At 40.1% G+C, this 23,161-nt stretch carries 13 protein-coding genes and 2 pseudogenes; 6 read left to right on the top strand and 9 right to left on the bottom strand.

Annotated elements, in window-relative coordinates; all coding sequences use genetic code 11:
- Positions 1–351 precede the first annotated feature (351 nt).
- Complete coding sequence (locus BN1243_RS22735; RefSeq protein WP_230200233.1) at positions 352–543, bottom strand: hypothetical protein; 192 nt, start codon at positions 541–543, stop codon at positions 352–354.
- 253 nt (positions 544–796) lie between these two features.
- On the opposite strand from BN1243_RS22735, the gene BN1243_RS16825 reads away from it, so the two are divergent.
- Entirely contained in the window at positions 797–2,440 is a 1,644-nt protein-coding gene (locus tag BN1243_RS16825) for an SWIM zinc finger family protein (RefSeq protein WP_062108750.1), read from the top strand.
- 713 nt (positions 2,441–3,153) lie between these two features.
- Here the strand turns inward: BN1243_RS16825 and BN1243_RS16830 are convergent.
- The 4 genes from BN1243_RS16830 to BN1243_RS16845 all read right to left on the bottom strand — a co-directional run bounded on the left by BN1243_RS16830 (position 3,154) and on the right by BN1243_RS16845 (position 9,722).
- Complete coding sequence (locus BN1243_RS16830; protein ID WP_062110713.1) at positions 3,154–4,617, bottom strand: protein adenylyltransferase SelO; 1,464 nt, start codon at positions 4,615–4,617, stop codon at positions 3,154–3,156.
- 349 nt (positions 4,618–4,966) lie between these two features.
- On the bottom strand, positions 4,967–5,767 hold the full coding sequence (locus tag BN1243_RS16835) for a glycerophosphodiester phosphodiesterase family protein (RefSeq protein WP_230200234.1): 801 nt from the start codon (positions 5,765–5,767) through the stop codon (positions 4,967–4,969).
- Between the two features lie 193 nt (positions 5,768–5,960).
- A complete protein-coding gene (locus BN1243_RS16840) occupies positions 5,961–8,924 on the bottom strand; it encodes an FIMAH domain-containing protein (RefSeq protein ID WP_062108754.1) in 2,964 nt (987 codons plus the stop codon).
- 267 nt (positions 8,925–9,191) lie between these two features.
- On the bottom strand, positions 9,192–9,722 hold the full coding sequence (locus tag BN1243_RS16845; protein ID WP_062108756.1) for a hypothetical protein: 531 nt from the start codon (positions 9,720–9,722) through the stop codon (positions 9,192–9,194).
- A 239-nt stretch (positions 9,723–9,961) separates the two neighbouring features.
- On the opposite strand from BN1243_RS16845, the gene BN1243_RS16850 reads away from it, so the two are divergent.
- The 3 genes and pseudogenes from BN1243_RS16850 to BN1243_RS22185 all read left to right on the top strand — a co-directional run bounded on the left by BN1243_RS16850 (position 9,962) and on the right by BN1243_RS22185 (position 11,177).
- Positions 9,962–10,249: a hypothetical protein gene (locus tag BN1243_RS16850; protein WP_062108758.1), complete on the top strand. Its 288-nt coding sequence runs from the start codon at positions 9,962–9,964 to the stop codon at positions 10,247–10,249.
- A 149-nt stretch (positions 10,250–10,398) separates the two neighbouring features.
- A pseudogene (locus tag BN1243_RS16855) lies at positions 10,399–10,815 on the top strand (KGG domain-containing protein); the annotation flags it as partial.
- A 218-nt stretch (positions 10,816–11,033) separates the two neighbouring features.
- Entirely contained in the window at positions 11,034–11,177 is a 144-nt protein-coding gene (locus BN1243_RS22185) for a lmo0937 family membrane protein (protein WP_154669885.1), read from the top strand.
- 191 nt (positions 11,178–11,368) lie between these two features.
- Here BN1243_RS22185 and BN1243_RS16860 read toward each other — a convergent pair whose 3' ends face one another.
- Positions 11,369–11,707: a YflT domain-containing protein gene (locus BN1243_RS16860; protein WP_062108760.1), complete on the bottom strand. Its 339-nt coding sequence runs from the start codon at positions 11,705–11,707 to the stop codon at positions 11,369–11,371.
- A 105-nt stretch (positions 11,708–11,812) separates the two neighbouring features.
- On the bottom strand, positions 11,813–12,151 hold the full coding sequence (locus BN1243_RS16865) for a zinc ribbon domain-containing protein YjdM (RefSeq protein ID WP_062108762.1): 339 nt from the start codon (positions 12,149–12,151) through the stop codon (positions 11,813–11,815).
- A 6,337-nt stretch (positions 12,152–18,488) separates the two neighbouring features.
- Between BN1243_RS16865 and BN1243_RS16870 the strand changes: the two genes are divergently transcribed.
- Together BN1243_RS16870 and BN1243_RS16875 are read left to right on the top strand one after the other, a co-directional pair.
- Positions 18,489–19,391: a sugar phosphate isomerase/epimerase family protein gene (locus BN1243_RS16870; protein ID WP_230200235.1), complete on the top strand. Its 903-nt coding sequence runs from the start codon at positions 18,489–18,491 to the stop codon at positions 19,389–19,391.
- 198 nt (positions 19,392–19,589) lie between these two features.
- On the top strand, positions 19,590–20,921 hold the full coding sequence (locus BN1243_RS16875) for an FAD-dependent oxidoreductase (RefSeq protein WP_062108764.1): 1,332 nt from the start codon (positions 19,590–19,592) through the stop codon (positions 20,919–20,921).
- 61 nt (positions 20,922–20,982) lie between these two features.
- Here the strand turns inward: BN1243_RS16875 and BN1243_RS23090 are convergent, their stop codons facing one another.
- Together BN1243_RS23090 and BN1243_RS23095 are read right to left on the bottom strand one after the other, a co-directional pair.
- Positions 20,983–21,960, bottom strand: coding sequence for a methyl-accepting chemotaxis protein (locus tag BN1243_RS23090; protein WP_407638895.1), 978 nt, complete (start codon positions 21,958–21,960; stop codon positions 20,983–20,985).
- Positions 21,952–23,028, bottom strand: a pseudogene (locus BN1243_RS23095) (HAMP domain-containing protein); the annotation flags it as partial. The gene BN1243_RS23090 and the pseudogene BN1243_RS23095, both read right to left, overlap by 9 nt.
- Between the last annotated feature and the right edge of the window lie 133 nt (positions 23,029–23,161).

The following is a 23,161-nucleotide window of genomic DNA, read 5'->3' on the forward strand; positions in this document are numbered from 1 at the left end:
ATTCACATAATAGTATGATAATCATGGAAACATTTCTTGATTTTCTACGAGAAGTTCTGAAAGGAATTGTCCGAGCATCAAGTGCTCATTTCTTTCGGAAACATGTTCTAGAACACAAGAAAGCCACCCCGCGCCGTCGGAAGCAAAAGGGTGGTTCTCGAAGAAAATAACTTTATTTGACAACCACCACCTTGACGGTAGAGGTTGCAAAGGAGAAGCGCTCCAACGCTTCTTCTTTTTTATTATATTCTAATTATACATGAATTATAACCACTAAATAAAGTGTGTACCGGAGAATTAGAATCTCTAATTTCGAGTGTGATATGAAAAGTTTATCAAAAAAGCGAAGTTTTATCTTTGAGAACGCCTATCAGAGACAAATACTCCGATACTAAGCCAGCTTTGTCTCTGATCATGTGCATCAGCGACATTATTAATCAAAAAAGCGAAGTTTTGTCTTTGAGAACGCCTATCAGAGACAAATACTCCGATGCTAAGCCAGCTTTGTCTCTGATCATGTGCATCGGCGACATTATTAATCAAAAAAGCGAAGTTTTGTCTTTGAGAACGCCTATCAGAGACAAATACTTCGATACTAAGCCAGCTTTGTCTCTGATCATGTGCATCAGCGACATTATTTATCCATGTTGCGAACCAAAAGGTGTATAGGGGTTTACTCAGCAGTTTGAATAGGCTAATATGAAGCTGATTTTTCCGTTAGGTGAAAGGGAGCTATACCGCATCTAAATACTCGACTGGTGTAAAACAAGTATCATCACTTATGGAGGGAGTACCTATGAATATACATAATTTCGACAAGCATATCTCAGAGACTATCATTCAAAGAGGATATGATTACTACAGAGATGGTAATGTAATCGAAGTTTTTACAAGTCAAGAGGGCGAATATATTTTTACTGTTGTTGGTACTGAGGATTATGAGGTAGTGATCAAGCTAGGAAAGAGTGAAAAGATTGAATCCTCCGATTGTACTTGTCCATATGATTTTGGCAAATATTGCAAGCATGAGGTTGCGGCACTTTTTGAATTACGGGAACTAATGGGGACAAGTAAGAGTCCAAAGGTTCAAAAGAGTATAAACTTAATCGATGTGCTAGCCCAACTATCCAAAGAAGAAATGATTAATATTATTAAAGAACTAGCCGAGAAGGAACCATATCTCGAAGAGCAGATTATTTTTCAATATAGTAAAGGTAACGATGAACAGGAAATAGAAAACGGAAAAAGATTAATCAATTCCATCGTAAGTAATTATACCGGTAGAAAAGGTTTTATCCCATACGGCGAAGTTTATAGTTTCACATGTGAAATGGATGAAGTTCTGGAGAAGGCGAATATACTTAACGGTATCTTGATATCATTAGAAATCACACTGTGCGTTTTGAGTGAAGCAATTGAAGCGTTTCAATATGCGGATGATTCGGATGGGTTTATCGGAGGATTAGTGAATGACTCGATTGAACAAGTTCGTAATCTGGTGGTAGGTTGCGAAGAATCCGATTTTTCGCTGCGTGAAGATGCATTCCAAAAAATTATCGATCTTAGCGAAAGCGATATTTTCGACGGGTGGGAAGAATTTAAAATTGATTTACTGTGGACATGCATTGGATTTGCAGATCATGAAATATTTAGGAATAAACTAAGAGATAAAATTACGAAGTTACTTGAAGAGAAAGACTCAGTATATTATCAAGAAAGCTTGCTTCAGCTATTGTTCGCTATGATCGAACAATATGGCACGGAAGAAGAAGTGGAGCAATTTATGCAAGATCATCTTATGTACGCGTCTTTTAGAAAAAGTTATATTGAAAAACGTATGTATGAAAAAAACTATCAAAAGGCGATAGAACTGGCAGAAGAAGGGGAAGAGAATGATAAACAGCTCCCAGGGCGAGTAAATGATTGGAAAAAGTTAAGATATCAGGCATATGAAGCATTGGGGCTTAAAAAGGAACAAGAAAAGTTAGCGAAAGAATTATTATTTGCTGGGAACTTCGAATACTATCATGATTTGAAGGAGTTAGTGGCTGAGGACTTTTCAACATTTTATAACAACTTAAAGGGAGAAATTCAGCATGCGAGCGGGTGGAGCAAACAATCCATTTACCTCCAATTGATAGAAGAGGAAAACGATCAGGAAGCGCTTTTGGATTACGTGCAGAAAAATCCTAGCACCATTGAAAGCTATATGGATAGGCTGATCGACACCTATAAAGACGAAATAATTGAGATTTACACAGCACACATTCAATCAATGGCCCAATCCTCTTCCAACAGAAAACAATATCGCCAGGTTTGCCGAACACTAAAATCCTTTGCTAAAATTGCCGGAAAAGGTAAGAAGGATGAACTTAGAAATGATTTTAGGATTTTGTATGCAAGAAAGCCGGCATTTTTGGATGAGTTGGGCAAGGTTTAGGCTTGGTTGTTAATTATTGAATTGTCATGTGTGGGGACAAGTTCGAGTTGGAACTTTGTCCCCACTGCACTCCAAACTTCAGTCATAATGTTGAAAGACTTACCCCCCATATTTTTAGTGAAAACTAGCTCAATCCTTCGACTGAGCTAGTTTCCATGCAAATATTAATAATTCAAGTACACCCTTATATGTGTTACATCAATAATCGAATCGTCATAGATGGGGAACGTGTGTATCTTTTTTTATGGATATTGTCATAATAGTATGATAATATTAGACTAGCAACCGAATATTGTGAGGGTGGTTGGTTGTCCTTCTTCTTTCTTTTCTTAAGGAAAGGAGGTGATAACCATGGAAACATTTCTTGAATTTCTACGAGAAGTTTTGAAAGGGATTGTCCGAGCATCAAGTGCTTATTTCTTTCGGAGACATGTTCTAGAACACAAGAAAACCACCCGACGCCGTCACAAGCAGGGTGGTTCTCAAAAATAAATCTACATTTGACAACCACCACCCTGACGGTAGAGGTTGCAAAGGAGAAGCGCTCCAACGCTTCTTCTTTTTTATTATATTCTAATTATACATGAAATAATCCTAATTATAAAGAACTAACTTCAACACATAAGTGACAGTTTTAATAATGATGAATGGAAGTTATTTTTTGAATGCAATAGAAAGAGGGTGGTCATCCATTGATACCACCCCGTTCTTTATCATGTCCCACAAAAGGTTTGGTAAGGCTGACATGATGGCTCAGGTAATGTTGAATATTCTTCTTGTTGAGCGTTATGTGCGTACGGATCTTTTAGTACCGCCAGTAGTTTTTTCGTTACGCTAAGGTCGTTTATTTCTACAGCTGCTGTCAATGCTTCTTCTACCCGGTGATTTCGCGGGATGACGGCAGGGTTTCTCGTCTTCATTAACTCAAGGGAATCCGCTCTCGACTCTTGTTGTCTGTCTAATCTTGCTTCCCATTGTTGCTTCCACTTCGTAAATTCTTCGCTATTGAACAATTCTGTGCCGTCCATTTGATTAAAAGTTAGTGCTCGAAACGTATTTGTATAATCTGCATGGTGATCATGCATTAATTGAAGAAGCTGTTCAATTAGCGATTCATCCTCATTTTCCGCATTAAATATCCCCAGTTTTGCTCGCATCCCTGTCAGCCAATTTTCCATGTACATCTTTGAATAGTCATTGAGCATTTCTTGAGCGAGTTCGACAGCTTGCTCTTGTTTTTCATGAAAAAGCGGTAATAATGCTTCGGCAAAACGGGCGAGGTTCCATCCGCCAATTCGCGGCTGATTGCGATAAGCGTAGCGACCATGAATATCAATGGAACTGAATACTGTGTCAGGATTATATTCGTCCATGAACGCACACGGGCCATAATCGATCGTTTCCCCGCTAATCGCCATATTATCGGTATTCATGACGCCGTGAATAAACCCAACTAATTGCCATTTAGCTATCAGAGCTGCTTGTTTCGTCATTACTTTTTTAAATAAAGCAAGATAGCGATTTTCATCGTCTTCAATCTCTGGAAAATGTCGCATGATCGCATAGTCAGCGAGGCTTTGTAGATCCTGAACAGACCCGGAATTTGCGGCGTATTCAAAGGTGCCAACACGAAGATGGCTAGCAGCAACCCGAGTGAGGATAGCACCAGGCAACACAGTTTCTCGGATGATGGATTCGCCTGTTTTTACGACTGCGAGACTGCGAGTAGTAGGAATCCCAAGTCCGTGCATCGCTTCACTAATGATATATTCTCGCAACATCGGCCCAAGGGCTGCACGTCCATCTCCAGATCGTGAATAGGGAGTTCGACCTGATCCCTTGAGCTGAATGTCAAACCTTTCACCTGAGGGAGTGAGGTGCTCGCCAAGCAAAATCGCTCTACCGTCGCCTAACATCGTAAAATGTCCAAACTGATGCCCCGCATAAGCCTGAGCGAGCGGCGATGCTCCTTTAGGCACCTCGTTACCGGCAAAAACTGCCACACCTTCATTGCTTCGCATCAGCTCAGCATCTAATCCTAAACTGGCTGCTAACGAATCATTGAGAAAAGCTAATTCCGGTGAGCGCACGGGAGTAGGGTTGAGGCGGGTGAAGAAGTTATTTGGTAATTGTGAATAGCTATTATCGAATTTCCATCCAATTGATTTTTTTGTCATCGTATCTCCTTCTGGGACATGGAGAAGGTCCCGTTCGATTTTTTCGAATTGATCTATTACTAATATGCATCTTTTCTCCAAAAATATCGAGGAATGTGCGATACAGGAGTTATATGCTTCTCGATTTTTATGAATTAAAAGAATATCTTTCAATGTCGCGAAATTCCTCTTAAAGTTAAAAGAATAAATGCTGAACTTAAAAGATTATTGAAAAAGTCGCGAAATTCCCCTGAAAGTTAAAAAATTCCTACTGAAAGTCGGAAGATTCCCCTACTACGAGGCATCATCGACACAAAGAAAAACACGCCTTGATCCAGGCGCGTCCATTTTTTATCGGAAAATTGAAATCTTATCTTGATTCATTGTTGATGGCTGCAACTGTCTTCATTGCTGGCTCAATATCATTGCAAGTCATTAAAGTCACTCCGCAGTCTAGTGCATATTTCACCTGTTCGTCATTGTCCGGACAGTAACACCAAGCTAATTTTCCATCACTTATTGTGTTGGCGACTGCTTCAGGTGTGAGAAGATCCATGCTAATCCCGATTGCCCATAGCTTTGAATAGGTACCTTGATCACCGGGGACATAATTGTACATTTTCTCACTGGGGAAGCCTTGAGTTTTTAAATGGTGGTGATCGTGAATATGGGCAACTACATTCGCATCAAAACTAGTAAACACACATTGGGAGAGCAGATCATATTGAGTTAACAGAGCAACCCCCTGATCGGCCACTTCTATAGCATGCTCATTTGGTTTAATTTCTACGTTCAAAAGGACGTTGGGAAACTGCGTGATCAATTCACACAATTCTTTAAGGGTAGGGATTTCTTCGCCTTGTCCTGCGTCTAGCTTTTTTATTTCTTCCAAGGTGAAATCTTGAACTTTGCCAGTTCCGTTCGTTGTCCGATCTACCGTCTGATCATGAATGACGACAACAACCTTGTCTTTCGTTAATCTTAAATCAAACTCAAGCATTTGTACGCTATATTCCAACGCTTTTCGGAAGGCTAGCAGTGTGTTTTCCGGATAGTTTGATTTCCAGCCTCGATGGGCAGCAACCATTACACTATGACTCTGTTGTAGTTGATCGATCATTTTTCCACCTCTGCCTGTATAAAATTTATTAAAATATTTTAATAGTTGCATAATTTTATTTAAAATATACTATTTACTGAGGGGGAAGTCAAACGGAAATGAACAGAATAATGCGTGATTAAGTGTGTATTGTGGGTAGATTGCTTATATTTGTTTGTTTTTAGGGCGACTTCATAGGTGGAAGTGACCAATCATATCCTATTAAACAAAAATACCCAATTCTAAAGAATTGGGCAGTTGTCATCTATTTCCCTTGCCATTTTAATAGTAGAGAGTCTGCATCTGCACTTAAAATACCGTGCAGTTCATCGGAAATGAGTTGCTTTTCCTTCTGAATATCTATTAAAAGTTTGAAACTTTCTAGGTGTTTCAATAACTTCGTGCCATTTTCTTGTTTTTCATATAGCCCGATGGATGTTAAGTGGATCGATAGGGCACGATAGGTTTCCTGTGGTAGCTCGTCTTGATATTGATCAAGTGTTGCAAGCATATAGGTAGTATTTAATTCCGCGATTGAAATTAAATTGTCCAAAGCAGATTGGAGGTTAGCGATTGCTTTAGCCAACTCTTCTTCTGTTTGAATATTTTCTAGTGCTGCTTCCGCATTTTTAAGCGCGGTCTGCAGAGAGGCGAAGGATACAGCTGTATATTCATCACTTGAGATCGCTTGAGCTGCTGCAATTAATTCTTCGAGCTCGGTTAAATCGATACCTGGCTCCTGGGCATCCACTTTTTCATAAAAGCCGAAATCATCAAAGTAGGCTTCTGTTAATGCATAGGATGTAGATAGTGCAAAAACTCGCGCGTATGCTGCATTTTCAGGTGCTATAATCTTTTGCTCTATTTTTTGCCACTTGTCATATCCCGAGTCTGTATGGACTACTTCTTCTTTCAGCTGCTTGTTATTCTCATCATACATGCGGAGAAGGAAGCTTGACTGACCAGAGACGATGTTCATCATGACTTCTCCTAAATATTCTTGTCCGGGAACGACAGGAATATTTTCACTGTACAAGGCAACTGATATACTTCTCGATTGATCATTAATTTTAAGACTTTGTTCGCCACTAAAGACGACATCTGTTGATATTTCGAAGTTTGCATCATCTGCAGTTCCGAACATAGACGTCCATCCGTCCAAGTCAGATTCGAAGCCTTGGTTCGTAAATGGAATAGGCTTCCACTCATACTCAGTAGGATCAATCACTTCAATTTTTGATAAAACTGTCCGGTTTTCTTGCTTCGATAAATAAATATTTCCATCTTCTCCTAAATCAAAAGCCCATGTATGGGTAATAAATTTAAAGTCTAATGTTTCTGGATTGATTACGTAAAGATTATTGCCTGCTTTAGCATATAGGAATCCATCTTTGGAAAATTCCAATTGGACTCGATGCCATGCTCCTTCTGAAGCGTTTTCCTCCAATTTTAACACTTTCGCAATTTCGAGTGTATCTTGCTCCATTGCGAAGATGTATCCTCTAGAGGCGCCCCAAATATAGTCATCATTAGGTCCAACTTTTAAATCGCCAATATAACTTGGCTTATTTAAGCCTTCAATATTTAAAGTTCTTTCCTTTACTTTTTCTCCAGTTACGGGATCCCAAATGAAAACGACTGCTTCATCTGCTGTCGGCACACTGCCTAGCCCGCCAGTAATCGAAGTTGAACCATATAGTTTGCCATCCTTATAGGCGAGTCCGTTAATACTTTGATCTTGGACGACGTTCCGATATACAGTATGACTTGTTCCGTCATAGACAGTAATGGCTCCGCCAAGCTTATTATAGGTCGGAATACTGCCGACAAATAATTTGCCATCGCCACTTGCCATGTGATGGAGGCGTTCCTGTTCCTCCCCGACAATAAATAATTCTTCCGCTTGCAGTGGATTCTGCTCGGGATCAATCATCCGTACACTGCCTGAAGGATACATGCCAAAATACATCTTATCATCATATTTATGAATGACATCCGCTTGTCCTAAACTAATGTTCTCGTATGTTTCAGTTTTAGGGTTAAAAACAGCTCCGATTGCTCCGGTCATTCCACTAATATAAATTTTATCATCAGAATACGTGGAAATTTGGTTGATAACATTAGCTGATGATGGAACAATTTGCGGATAGGTGACAACTGATTCTGTCTCGATGTTAAAGAATACGGCTCTACCATCGAAAGTAATTGTTACTAGGCTTTTACCTGGCAGACGCTCATCACCTTTAATCTCTACCCAATCTGCTCCACGCAAGCCACTGCCATATTCCATTGCTGTTTCCTGAATCTCTAAAGTTTCTAGATTAATATATTTCAATCGTTTATCCGCAACAAAGTATACGTTTGACTCTAGAGAGTCGGTTACATGCAATCCTGTAACGTTCGGCATGACAACATCCAACCATTTTTCTGCTTGTAAATCATAAATATACATGTTTTGTGAAACGGAATAGCGAGCAAATAGATAGCGGTCATCAACGATATTTAAGTCATAGACGAAGCTTGTCTCAGCTGCAAATTGCTCGGCGATACTGCCTGTAGCATTAACAGCGATATCTACTTTTTCACCAGTTTCTACGTTCAGTTTCATAATCTTTTTATGACCTGTACCAGCATAAACATAGCCGCCATGATAATCCATCGAGCGGACATATTCTTGATTAATATCACCAATCATTTTGCCGTAGTCTCGAAGTTCTCCAGACGACTTAGTATATTTAAACACTTTCCCGCTTGGATATGTTCCAATATACGCATTACTCTCTTCATCGACACTAAGTGCCCAAAGGGAGGATTCAGGAATATCAGCTAAAGCTTTGACTTCCTTCGTTTCTGGAGAGTAGCCCCAAATATGATTCCCAGCTGCAATATATACAGTACCATCAGGAGCTACTTCATGATGCCAAGAATCGGCTGCTCCCTCTAAAGGTAATGTCCGTAAAACCTTTTGATTATCTAAATCAATGACGCTAAACATAGCGGGAATGCTTTTAGAAGTTGTATAGAGTACATTTAATCCATCTTCCTTGCCAGCTGCCCCGTCATAAATTGTTGGAGAGCCGCTTAAAGGTGCGGTTATATCCCTTTCAGGTGAAAACTCAGGAAGTGTCTGTGCTGCTGATGCCTTTGAATTTAATCCTCCGAAAGGCAACATTAAAAGACATGAGAAAGCTACAAGCATTATTTTAGATAAGCTTCGTTTAATTTTCATCTTGACCTCCTATTCGAAATTCATCCTACTTACGGTTATACAAATACACCTCACGGACATAAACCACCCCCTTTCAAGGTTATAGATGAATACGTTTTCATAGTGGATTAAAAAAATATTGCTAGATGTTGAAAATTCATATATGAAATTAAAAGTGTAGATTTCTGTAACGTATTGCCATACTGTTGGAATTTTTGAATAGTCTATGTGGTTGGTTACGTAAAAGGTGGGGGCTTCAAGCGGCAGTTCATAGGAGATGCCGCATTTCTATGATGGATTTCTTTTTAAAATATAATCTTGTATCGTCTTTTCCCAAATTTCATAATCTTCATCGCTTACTAAATGGATAACATAGTCCGAAATTCCTGTGAAATTAGGATTGTTAGGGTTCAAACCACCAACTGTTTTTGATTGATCTGTCAAGTTGATTGTAATGTAATGAAAAGTGCCATCAGCAGAATCGTTATCAGACTGATCTTCTTCGAGCTTCCAGAATTTATTTTTTTCAATAAGCTTTTTGAGTTTCTCTATTTTTTCGCTCTCCAATTGAGTTTCAAAAACCGGAGCATCGTCATCCATGTTTAATTTTTCATCGGCTTTTGTATATAAAATTAGCTTACCACTGCTGTAAATGGAGTAGTTACGTGTGAAAAAGTTTCTGTAATCACCTTCACCAGCAGGGGAAGTTGTAACGACAATAAATGGCTTTTCAGTTTCATAGTTCGTCTTCTGGCTACAACTTGCCATGAAAATATAGGAAAGGGCCATAACTAAAGTCAAACTCATTATTTTTTTCAATACCATCCACCTATTATTTCCATATTTTGGATTATGTTCACCAAAGAGTATACAGCGTTCATGCATAAAAACAAGGACCAATTGTCATGGGTTTAGACTAGGGTTTCAGTTTTTCCAGTAGAGAGGGTCACTCTCTAATAGCGATGCCGAGTGCTTATTTGGAAACCTTATACATAATTTCATTCATATAGCGCAAACATATGTGTAGCTCTAAATTTATGTATATAAGGGTGATTTAAATGAAGGTTCTCCTAATATTAGCGAGCATCATACTCCCAATTGTTATGTTTATCTTGCAAAAGATTTGGTTGAAAGCTCGTTTTGTTTTTAACAGTATTGCGATTATTTCTATGCTTACTTTTGGCAATATTGCCTCCCTATCCATTTATGAGATCCTTAAGGATAAAACAGTCTTTATGACTAATATTCACTCTGTTTTTTTAAATCCGCTTTTTCTAGTAACGGGGGGTTATCTAGGAATTTATCTACTATATCGTTTAATCATTTTAAGCTTAGAAAATGAGTAACTTCACTATTATTGGATGAATTATATGAATTCATCCATATCTTTGCTGAAACTATTACTCTAGCAAAACAAAAAACATTCGTTGAAAAGGTTTAGAAAATCTAGCAAGTGGTATTTTTTATAGTACATCCAATGAAAGGGGTTATACAAATGGCTGATAACAAGAAGATGTCCAATGAACAAGCAGGAAAACAAGGTGGAGAAGCTACTGCTGCAAATCATAGTAAGGAATTCTATCAAGAAATTGGCCAAAAGGGTGGAGAAGCAACGGCTGAGAATCATGACAAGGAATTCTATCAGGAGATCGGTCAAAAAGGTGGAGAAGCAACGGCTGAAAATCATGATAAGGAATTTTATCAAGAGATCGGTCAAAAAGGTGGAGAAGCAACCGCCGAGAATCATGATAAGGAATTCTATCAAGAGATTGGTCGAAAAGGTGGAAAAGCAACCGCCGAGAATCATGATAAGGAATTTTATCAAGAGATCGGTCAAAAGGGTGGAGAAGCAACGGCTGAGAATCATGATAAGGAATTTTATCAAGAGATCGGTCAAAAGGGTGGAGAAGCAACCGCTAAGAATCACGGTAAAGAGTTCTATCAGGAGAATGGTCAAAAAGGTGGAAGAAACAACAACAATAGTTAAATTGGAATTGGATAGAGGGATGCCCGGCAGCATCTCTCTATCAGAATACTTATCTAGTAACATTATTATAAACAATTCTGCTGCAAAATAAAAGCAAGATATACAGTTATTTATATAGTCCCAAACAGGGAGTGATATAAACTATGCTTTGGACAATTATAGTGACATTATTTGTTTTATGGATTTTAGGGTTCTCTTTAAAAATAGGCGGTGGGCTGATCCATTTATTATTAGTTGTCGCGCTCATTGCTTTGATTATAAGGTTAGTGACTGGGAGAAGACCTTAGCGGAACTTCCACAGTGAGATTCTACAATGGGTAGTTTCTCACTGTTTTTCTAACGTACGGGAAAAAGAGACAGAAAGTGTTTTTGACACATTCGTTATTCTGCATTATTAAGGCGTTGCAACATGATGTTGCAACGCCATTTATCAATTAGTGGGGAGGAAGGGAGGGCTCCCCGCTGATTGAAGTTTCACTTATCTGATTACACTAGGCTCTGTTATGATTAGCAGTATTTTTCCACGATCTAATTTTTCCTCGAGTTCATTTGCTTCAAGTTGGGAAAAACCGAGTTCTTTAAACTTACTACGCAGCTCGTCGCCCTGTGTCTTGAAGACATTGCCAACAGCTGTTAAGAGACCTTCCTCTTGTATTCCCACTGTGTTCGCACCTGTATTTTCAGCTACTCGCTCTGTACGGTCTTCATCGTGAGAAATTACATAGAGATTTTCCTTTGCAATTCCTTTTCGAGATTGTGCTATTACTTCTTCCATTAAAACTTTCTCATCTGCGAATTCTTTTACAAAAGGTTTCAACGTAAATTCCTCCTAAACTAGTAGTAGGTGCTTCTAGTTTATTTATTCCCGTTCATAGGAAAAATAAACTTTAGCTTTTACTAGGTTAGTAGAAATAGAAGATCACTATATCTTTTTGACAAACTCGGATTTAAGATTCATTGCTCCGAATCCCGCGATCTTGCATTCAATATTATGATCACCTTCAACAAGACGGATATTTTTAATATTGGTCCCTTGCTTCAAAACAGAAGAGCTTCCTTTAACTTTTAAATCTTTAATAATCGTAATGGTGTCCCCATCTGTTAATGTATTCCCGTGAGCGTCCTTTACTATGTTTTGTTCTTCAACGCTTTCACTTTCTGAACTGCTCCACTCATGACCACATTCTGGGCAAACAAAAAGTGACCTATCCTCATATGCATATTCAGAATTGCATTTTGGACAATTTGGTATGTTTGTCATTTTCCTTCCCCCGTTTCTAAGACTATGTATTAAACAAGATTATACCATTTAAAATGGTGGGTGGCTGTGGAATTAATAAAGTCCAAGTAGAGGTCGCTATACTGGACAAATCTGCCCCTCTATTTTACTTGAACTTTTTTGTCCAAGTGTGTTTTCCTGTGCCATATAAAAAACTGCTCCGCATAATTGTAGTCCACTGAAAAAGCTCGTGTCATGTCCCGTACGCCTTCTTTTTTCCCTTGAATGGGACATGATGAGTGTTATCAAAGCCCGATCGCCTCCTTTTTTCCCTTGAATGGGACGTGATAAGTGTAGTCATGTCCCGTACGCCACCTTTTTTTCCTTGAATGGGACGTGATGAGTGTTATCAAAGCCCGATCGCCATCTTATTTCCCTTGAATGAGACGTGATGAGTGTTATCAAAGCCCGATCGCCATCTTTTTTTCCTTGAATGGGACGTGATAAGTGTTATCAAAGCCCATTCGCCATCTTTTTTCCCTTGAATGGGACGTGATGAGCGTTATCAAAGCCCGATCGCCTCCTTTTTATCCTTGAATGGGACATGATAAGTGTTATCAAAGCCCGATCGCCATCTTATTTCCCTTGAATGGGACGTGATGAATGTTGTCATGTCCCGTACGCCACCTTTTTTTCCTTGAACGGGACATGATGAGTGTTGTCATGTCCCGTTCGCCAGCTTTTTTCCCTTGAATGGGACATGATGAGTGTAGTCATGTCCCGATCGCCACCTTTTTTTCCTTGAATGGGACGTGATAAGTGTTATCAAAGCCCATTCGCCAGCTTTTTTCCCTTGAATGGGACATGATGAGTGTTATCAAAGCCCGATCGCCATCTTTTTTGGCTTGAAGGGGACATGATGAGTGTTATCAAAGCCCGATCGCCATCTTTTTTTCCTTGAATGGGACGTGATAAGTGTTATCAAAGCCCGATCGCCATCTTTTTTTCCTTGAATGGGACGTGATAAGTGTTATCAAAGCCCGATCGCCATCTTTTTTGGCTTGAAGGGGACATGATGAGTGTTATCAAAGCCCGATCGCCATCTTTTTTTCCTTGAATGGGACGTGATAAGTGTTATCAAAGCCCATTCGCCATCTTTTTTCCCTTGAATGGGACGTGATGAGCGTTATCAAAGCCCGATCGCCATCTTTTTATCCTTGAATGGGACATGATAAGTGTTATCAAAGCCCGATCGCCATCTTATTTCCCTTGAATGGGACGTGATGAATGTTGTCATGTCCCGTACGCCACCTTTTTTTCCTTGAACGGGACATGATGAGTGTTGTCATGTCCCGTTCGCCAGCTTTTTTCCCTTGAATGGGACATGATGAGTGTAGTCATGTCCCGATCGCCACCTTTTTTTCCTTGAATGGGACGTGATAAGTGTTATCAAAGCCCATTCGCCAGCTTTTTTCCCTTGAATGGGACATGATGAGTGTTATCAAAGCCCGATCGCCATCTTTTTTGGCTTGAAGGGGACATGATGAGTGTTATCAAAGCCCGATCGCCATCTTTTTTTCCTTGAATGGGACGTGATAAGTGTTATCAAAGCCCGATCGCCATCTTTTTTTCCTTGAATGGGACGTGATAAGTGTTATCAAAGCCCGATCGCCATCTTTTTTGGCTTGAAGGGGACATGATGAGTGTTATCAAAGCCCGATCGCCATCTTTTTTTCCTTGAATGGGACGTGATAAGTGTTATCAAAGCCCATTCGCCATCTTTTTTCCCTTGAATGGGACGTGATGAGCGTTATCAAAGCCCGATCGCCATCTTTTTATCCTTGAATGGGACATGATAAGTGTTATCAAAGCCCGATCGCCATCTTATTTCCCTTGAATGGGACGTGATGAATGTTGTCATGTCCCGTACGCCACCTTTTTTTCCTTGAACGGGACATGATGAGTGTTGTCATGTCCCGTTCGCCAGCTTTTTTCCCTTGAATGGGACATGATGAGTGTAGTCATGTCCCGATCGCCACCTTTTTTTCCTTGAATGGGACGTGATAAGTGTTATCAAAGCCCATTCGCCAGCTTTTTTCCCTTGAATGGGACATGATGAGTGTTATCAAAGCCCGATCGCCATCTTTTTTGGCTTGAAGGGGACATGATGAGTGTTATCAAAGCCCGATCGCCATCTTTTTTTCCTTGAATGGGACGTGATAAGTGTTATCAAAGCCCGATCGCCATCTTTTTTTCCTTGAATGGGACGTGATAAGTGTTATCAAAGCCCGATCGCCATCTTTTTTGGCTTGAAGGGGACATGATGAGTGTTATCAAAGCCCGATCGCCATCTTTTTTTCCTTGAATGGGACGTGATAAGTGTTATCAAAGCCCATTCGCCATCTTTTTTCCCTTGAATGGGACGTGATGAGCGTTATCAAAGCCCGATCGCCATCTTTTTATCCTTGAATGGGACATGATAAGTGTTATCAAAGCCCGATCGCCATCTTATTTCCCTTGAATGGGACGTGATGAATGTTGTCATGTCCCGTACGCCACCTTTTTTTCCTTGAACGGGACATGATGAGTGTTGTCATGTCCCGTTCGCCAGCTTTTTTCCCTTGAATGGGACATGATGAGTGTAGTCATGTCCCGATCGCCACCTTTTTTTCCTTGAATGGGACGTGATAAGTGTTATCAAAGCCCATTCGCCAGCTTTTTTCCCTTGAATGGGACATGATGAGTGTTATCAAAGCCCGATCGCCATCTTTTTTGGCTTGAAGGGGACATGATGAGTGTTATCAAAGCCCGATCGCCATCTTTTTTTCCTTGAATGGGACGTGATAAGTGTTATCAAAGCCCGATCGCCATCTTTTTTTCCTTGAATGGGACGTGATAAGTGTTATCAAAGCCCGATCGCCATCTTTTTTGGCTTGAAGGGGACATGATGAGTGTTATCAAAGCCCGATCGCCATCTTTTTTTCCTTGAATGGGACGTGATAAGTGTTATCAAAGCCCATTCGCCATCTTTTTTCCCTTGAATGGGACGTGATGAGCGTTATCAAAGCCCGATCGCCATCTTTTTATCCTTGAATGGGACATGATAAGTGTTATCAAAGCCCGATCGCCATCTTATTTCCCTTGAATGGGACGTGATGAATGTTGTCATGTCCCGTACGCCACCTTTTTTTCCTTGAACGGGACATGATGAGTGTTGTCATGTCCCGTTCGCCAGCTTTTTTCCCTTGAATGGGACATGATGAGTGTAGTCATGTCCCGATCGCCACCTTTTTTTCCTTGAATGGGACGTGATAAGTGTTATCAAAGCCCATTCGCCAGCTTTTTTCCCTTGAATGGGACATGATGAGTGTTATCAAAGCCCGATCGCCATCTTTTTTGGCTTGAAGGGGACATGATGAGTGTTATCAAAGCCCGATCGCCATCTTTTTTTCCTTGAATGGGACGTGATAAGTGTTATCAAAGCCCGATCGCCATCTTTTTTTCCTTGAATGGGACGTGATAAGTGTTATCAAAGCCCGATCGCCATCTTTTTTGGCTTGAAGGGGACATGATGAGTGTTATCAAAGCCCGATCGCCATCTTTTTTTCCTTGAATGGGACGTGATAAGTGTTATCAAAGCCCATTCGCCATCTTTTTTCCCTTGAATGGGACGTGATGAGCGTTATCAAAGCCCGATCGCCATCTTTTTATCCTTGAATGGGACATGATAAGTGTTATCAAAGCCCGATCGCCATCTTATTTCCCTTGAATGGGACGTGATGAATGTTGTCATGTCCCGTACGCCACCTTTTTTTCCTTGAACGGGACATGATGAGTGTTGTCATGTCCCGTTCGCCAGCTTTTTTCCCTTGAATGGGACATGATGAGTGTAGTCATGTCCCGATCGCCACCTTTTTTTCCTTGAATGGGACGTGATAAGTGTTATCAAAGCCCATTCGCCAGCTTTTTTCCCTTGAATGGGACATGATGAGTGTTATCAAAGCCCGATCGCCATCTTTTTTGGCTTGAAGGGGACATGATGAGTGTTATCAAAGCCCGATCGCCATCTTTTTTTCCTTGAATGGGACGTGATAAGTGTTATCAAAGCCCGATCGCCATCTTTTTTTCCTTGAATGGGACGTGATAAGTGTTATCAAAGCCCGATCGCCATCTTTTTTGGCTTGAAGGGGACATGATGAGTGTTATCAAAGCCCGATCGCCATCTTTTTTTCCTTGAATGGGACGTGATAAGTGTTATCAAAGCCCATTCGCCATCTTTTTTCCCTTGAATGGGACGTGATGAGCGTTATCAAAGCCCGATCGCCATCTTTTTATCCTTGAATGGGACATGATAAGTGTTATCAAAGCCCGATCGCCATCTTATTTCCCTTGAATGGGACGTGATGAATGTTGTCATGTCCCGTACGCCACCTTTTTTTCCTTGAACGGGACATGATGAGTGTTGTCATGTCCCGTTCGCCAGCTTTTTTCCCTTGAATGGGACATGATGAGTGTAGTCATGTCCCGATCGCCACCTTTTTTTCCTTGAATGGGACGTGATAAGTGTTATCAAAGCCCATTCGCCAGCTTTTTTCCCTTGAATGGGACATGATGAGTGTTATCAAAGCCCGATCGCCATCTTTTTTGGCTTGAAGGGGACATGATGAGTGTTATCAAAGCCCGATCGCCATCTTTTTTTCCTTGAATGGGACGTGATAAGTGTTATCAAAGCCCGATCGCCATCTTTTTTTCCTTGAATGGGACGTGATAAGTGTTATCAAAGCCCGATCGCCATCTTTTTTGGCTTGAAGGGGACATGATGAGTGTTATCAAAGCCCGATCGCCATCTTTTTTTCCTTGAATGGGACGTGATAAGTGTTATCAAAGCCCATTCGCCATCTTTTTTCCCTTGAATGGGACGTGATGAGCGTTATCAAAGCCCGATCGCCATCTTTTTATCCTTGAATGGGACATGATAAGTGTTATCAAAGCCCGATCGCCATCTTATTTCCCTTGAATGGGACGTGATGAATGTTGTCATGTCCCGTACGCCACCTTTTTTTCCTTGAACGGGACATGATGAGTGTTGTCATGTCCCGTTCGCCAGCTTTTTTCCCTTGAATGGGACATGATGAGTGTAGTCATGTCCCGATCGCCACCTTTTTTTCCTTGAATGGGACGTGATAAGTGTTATCAAAGCCCATTCGCCAGCTTTTTTCCCTTGAATGGGACATGATGAGTGTTATCAAAGCCCGATCGCCATCTTTTTTGGCTTGAAGGGGACATGATGAGTGTTATCAAAGCCCGATCGCCATCTTTTTTTCCTTGAATGGGACGTGATAAGTGTTATCAAAGCCCGATCGCCATCTTTTTTTCCTTGAATGGGACGTGATAAGTGTTATCAAAGCCCGATCGCCATCTTTTTTGGCTTGAAGGGGACATGATGAGTGTTATCAAAGCCCGATCGCCATCTTTTTTTCCTTGAATGGGACGTGATAAGTGTTATCAAAGCCCATTCGCCATCTTTTTTCCCTTGAATGGGACGTGATGAGCGTTATCAAAGCCCGATCGCCATCTTTTTATCCTTGAATGGGACATGATAAGTGTTATCAAAGCCCGATCGCCATCTTATTTCCCTTGAATGGGACGTGATGAATGTTGTCATGTCCCGTACGCCACCTTTTTTTCCTTGAACGGGACATGATGAGTGTTGTCATGTCCCGTTCGCCAGCTTTTTTCCCTTGAATGGGACATGATGAGTGTAGTCATGTCCCGATCGCCACCTTTTTTTCCTTGAATGGGACGTGATAAGTGTTATCAAAGCCCATTCGCCAGCTTTTTTCCCTTGAATGGGACATGATGAGTGTTATCAAAGCCCGATCGCCATCTTTTTTGGCTTGAAGGGGACATGATGAGTGTTATCAAAGCCCGATCGCCATCTTTTTTTCCTTGAATGGGACGTGATAAGTGTTATCAAAGCCCGATCGCCATCTTTTTTTCCTTGAATGGGACGTGATAAGTGTTATCAAAGCCCGATCGCCATCTTTTTTGGCTTGAAGGGGACATGATGAGTGTTATCAAAGCCCGATCGCCATCTTTTTTTCCTTGAATGGGACGTGATAAGTGTTATCAAAGCCCATTCGCCATCTTTTTTCCCTTGAATGGGACGTGATGAGCGTTATCAAAGCCCGATCGCCATCTTTTTATCCTTGAATGGGACATGGTAAGTGTTATCAAAGCCCGATCGCCATCTTTTTTCCCTTGAATGGGACGTGATGAGCGTTATCAAAGCCCGATCGCCACCTTTTTTTCCTTGAATGGGACATGATGAGTGTTATCAAAGCCCGATCGCCACCTTTTTTGCCTTGAATGGGACGTGATGAGTGTTATCAAAGCCCATTCGCCATCTTTTTATCCACGAATGAGACATGAAAAAAGGTGGCAAAGACATAAATGGATTGATTCTTTTATAAAATTCAATGAAAGGGATGAAATAAGAAGGGGTGAGGGCTCTGTGAAATTTGGCTGTTGCGCTGCGATCGAATACAGTGAACATGTTCGTCAAGCAGGATTTGACTTCATGGAATGTACAGTCGTTTCTTTAGTTCCTGAAAAGGGGAAGTATGAATTTGCGGAGATTTTTCGAAAGTATAAAGCAAGTCCTTTACCTGTTGAAGCTTGTAATGTGCTTCTACCGGGAGATATGAGGATCGTTGGAGAACAGATAAATGAAGACCGAATAAAATCTTATTTAGAATGTGCATTGAACCGAGTTCATCAAATTGGAGCTCAAGTCGTAGTATTTGGAAGTGGTAAAGCTCGCTCCGTTCCCACTGGTTTTTCGCGTGAAAAAGGAGAGGAGCAAATCTTACAATTCCTTGAAACTGCAGCCAATTATGCTCAGCCATTAGGTATTACGATTGTCATTGAGCCATTAAACAAAAAAGAATCAAATCTTATTAATACAGTGGAAGAAGCGCAAATGTATGCTGAAAAAGTGAATCGTCCTTCTATTCAAGTGCTTGCGGATTTTTATCATATGATGGAAGAAAATGAACCATTAAATCATTTGATTACCGCTAAAAAATACCTTCATCATATTCACGTAGCGGATACAGGCCGGACAGCACCTGGACAAGGTTCCTATCCATATGCGGATTTTATCAGGACTTTAAAAGCAGCCAATTATAATGAGCGAGTATCGATTGAGTGTGGATGGGGGCATTTTGAAGATGAAATTGTCAATGCCCGCGAATTTTTGCGCCGCCAATTTGGAGAATAGTCTGTAGTGCCAGGGGCAGATACTACCTGGCACTACACTAGTCTCATTTAAAATGTGGACAATTTGTGATATATATCACAAATTTATTGATTTTAAAAACAACCGCGTTTATACTTAGTTCATGAAGTTGAATGTGATCTAATTCACATATTAATGTGTAACTCTTCACAAATCCAAACATCGAAGGAGTCTTTACTCATGAAAGTTATCGTAATTGGTTGTACACATGCAGGAACTGCTGCTGTTAAAAATATAGCTACTTTATATAAAGATGCATCTATTACTGTTTATGAAAAAAATGATAACGTCTCGTTTTTATCTTGCGGGATCGCCTTATATGTTGGCGGTGTTGCGAAGGATGCAAATAAAATGTTCTATTCTTCGCCAGAAGAGCTTAAGGCACTTGGCGTTAAGATGAATATGAAACATGAAGTTTTGGAGGTAGATTCTGAACAGAAAAAAATAATAGCTAAAGACCTCGTGACAGGTGAAGTAAAAGTAGATCATTATGATAAATTGGTCATGTCTACAGGATCTTGGCCAGTAATACCGCCAATCGATGGAATTAATCTAGAAAATATCTTGCTATGTAAGAACTTCCACCAAGCGAATATCATTATCGAAAAGGCAAAGGGAGCCAAAAATATTACGGTGATTGGCGCTGGATATATCGGTGTAGAACTAGTAGAAGCATTTCAACTAGATGGGAAAAATGTAACTTTAATCGATGGGGAAGAGCGAATTTTAAATAAGTATCTTGATCAAGAGTTTACGGATATAGTAGAAGCGGAATTTACGAGACGCCATATTGAACTTGCCCTTAGCCAAACAGTTACGAAGTTTGAAGGGGAAAACGGGAAGGTTGCAAAAGTCATCACAACAAAAGAGGAAATCGCAACTGATCTTGTTATCCTTTGTGTTGGGTTCAAGCCAAATACCGGATTATTAAAAGGCAAAGTAGAGATGTTGGACAATGGTGCGATTGTCGTCGACGAATTTTTACAAACGAGTGATCCAAATATTTATGCTGCGGGAGATAGCTGTGCTGTTTACTACAATCCGCTCGGTAAACATATGTATATTCCGTTAGCGACAAACGCTGTTAGAATGGGAACAATTGTCGGTCATAATATAATGGAACCGAAAGTGAAATATTTAGGTACGCAAGGGACATCAGGACTGCATATTTATGATTTAAATATGGCTTCTACTGGTTTGACTGAACTAACGGCGAAGCAAGCAGGAATTGCTTATCAAACTGTTGACGTCATTGAAAACAACCGTCCAGAATTCATGCCAACTTACGAAGAGGTTAAGCTAAAACTGGTCTATGAAGAAGCGAGCAGAAAAATACTTGGAGCACAGATCATTTCGAAAGCGGATATGACACAAACGATCAATACTCTATCCGTATGTATTCAAAAAGAAGTGACAATCGACGAATTAGGCTTTATCGACTTCTTTTTCCAACCGCATTTCAACAAACCATGGAATATTTTAAACCAAGCAGGACTGTCTGCATTAGTGTAAGTTCTACACTTACAAATACTAAATCTCTCCAAATTTAACTTGGAGAGATTTATTTTCATACTTACGATTCATCTTGTGAATGCTGTTTATCGCTTAACTTAAACTGCCCAACTAATTCTTGTAGCTCTTCCGCTATTACGGTTAGGGAAGTAGCAGAGTGTGAGATTTCCTCCATCGATGCCAACTGTTCCTCTGTAGAGGCAGATACATTTTGCGTTTCACTTGATATGATTACTCCAATAGATGCAACTTCTTTAAAAGTTTGTACAAAATGATCCGTACTAGAAGAAATAGCCTCAATCTCAGAGGTAACCCGTTTAATCTGTTCTGTTATTGTATCTACATACCCTGTGATCGTCATAAAGGATTCACCTGCATGATTCGCAATAACAATTCCTTTGTCTACTTCATTTGTTGCTGTTTCCATAGATTTTACTGTATTGCCGGTAACGGAATGGATTTTTTCGATTAATTCTTTGATTTGCACGGCTGAATGAGAAGATTCTTCTGCAAGTTTTCGGACTTCATCCGCCACAACAGCAAATCCTTTTCCATGCTCTCCTGCTCTTGCGGCTTCAATTGCAGCATTTAATGCGAGCAAGTTAGTCTGATCAGATATATCGGTAATCACATCAACGATATTACTAATCTGGTTTGATAAGTGACCTAATCCTTCGATGTTATTAGCTAATTCATGAGTGTTTTCCTTAATATATTTCATCTGGTTAACAGTTGTTTCTAACGCTTTGTTTCCTTCGGTTACAGCGCTCATAGTATTTGTTGCAGTTGTAGAGACTTCATTTGAGCTTGTCACAATTTGATAAACGGATTCTGCCATTTCTAATGTCATTTTTTCGCTATTTTCAATACTGTCAGATTGGTGTCCGCTTTTTATCGCAACTTCTTGAATCGAAGTGGAAATTTGTTCTGTTGCTAAAGTATTCTGCTCCGTACTAGCACTAAGTTGTTCGGAGGCTGATGCCAAGCTATTAGATTCAATATGAACTCGCGAAATAACATCATTTAAATTTTCTCTCATTTGATTAAATGCTTTCGCAAGCACACCGAGCTCATCATTTGTGTTCAAATCTACACCAACACTCAGATCCTTTTGACTAATTCTTTCACTTGCTTCCACCAATAGCTTGATCGGTTTAGAGATTGAACGAACGAGCAATAGGACGATTATTCCGCCTAGTATGATCGCTATAACAATAATGCCAATTGTAAAATTCATAATAGGTGCAACAGTTTTATCCACTTCCGTTTGGTACATTGTTCCAACGATCTTCCAACCTGTCAGATCATTCGTAGTGAAAGCCAATCTTTTCTGATCGCCTTCAACCGTATAATTAAATTTCCCAGATTCAGAGGTGTATAGTTTTTTTATGAAATTCTCTACTGCCTCACTTCCAGCTTCATTGGTAGGGTGACTAATGTAACGCTTAGTTCCGTCTAATAGAAACAAATAGCCTTCCTCACCAATGTTTACAGAATTTATAATATCTGTAAGACTTTCGAGTTTAAGATTGATGGCAACAACCCCTTTGCTATCAGCGGTTGCTTTTGCTAATGTCACAACTACTTCATTAGAAGAACTTGATACGTACGGCTCCGTAATAATGACTTTCGTATTATTTTCCATTGCCTCTTTGTACCAAGGACGTTCCCGAGGGTCGTAGTCTGGTGGGTTTTTAAACGATGTTGGTGAATTCATGAAAGTACCTGTTTCCGTACCTACATATGTTTGTTCGACAACATCAGACTTAGCACTTTGAATGGTGTCAAGGATGCGCCGTGTCTGTGGTTCATTATCATTACGAATATGACCCGCAACGATGGCGGTTGATAAGTAATCAACATTTTCCATTTGTGCTTTAATAAATTGATTCACAGTTTGATTGACAATATCGACGTTTTTTTGAGCTGTTTCCATCATATTTTCGTCGATCGTAGATTTTGAATTAAAATATGATCCGAAACCGATAGATATACTAGGAATTAATAAAATGATTAGAGAAGCTATTATTAATTTGCTTTTTAGGCTTATCGAGAGTTTCTTTTTCTTCAACTTTTTTGCCTCCAAATTGAGATATATGACATACATTTGTTTATATCGACTAAAGTCCCGTATCCTTAATATAGAAGTGAAAATCCAGTTTATTTGTGTTATTGGAAATTTGCCGACATCGGTAGGGGCGATTCGTGAAATTCCTTTAAACCGCAAAAATTAGCCTGTA

This window comes from Bacillus niameyensis (assembly GCF_001375535.1).
Classification (GTDB): domain Bacteria; phylum Bacillota; class Bacilli; order Bacillales; family Bacillaceae_C; genus Lederbergia; species Lederbergia niameyensis.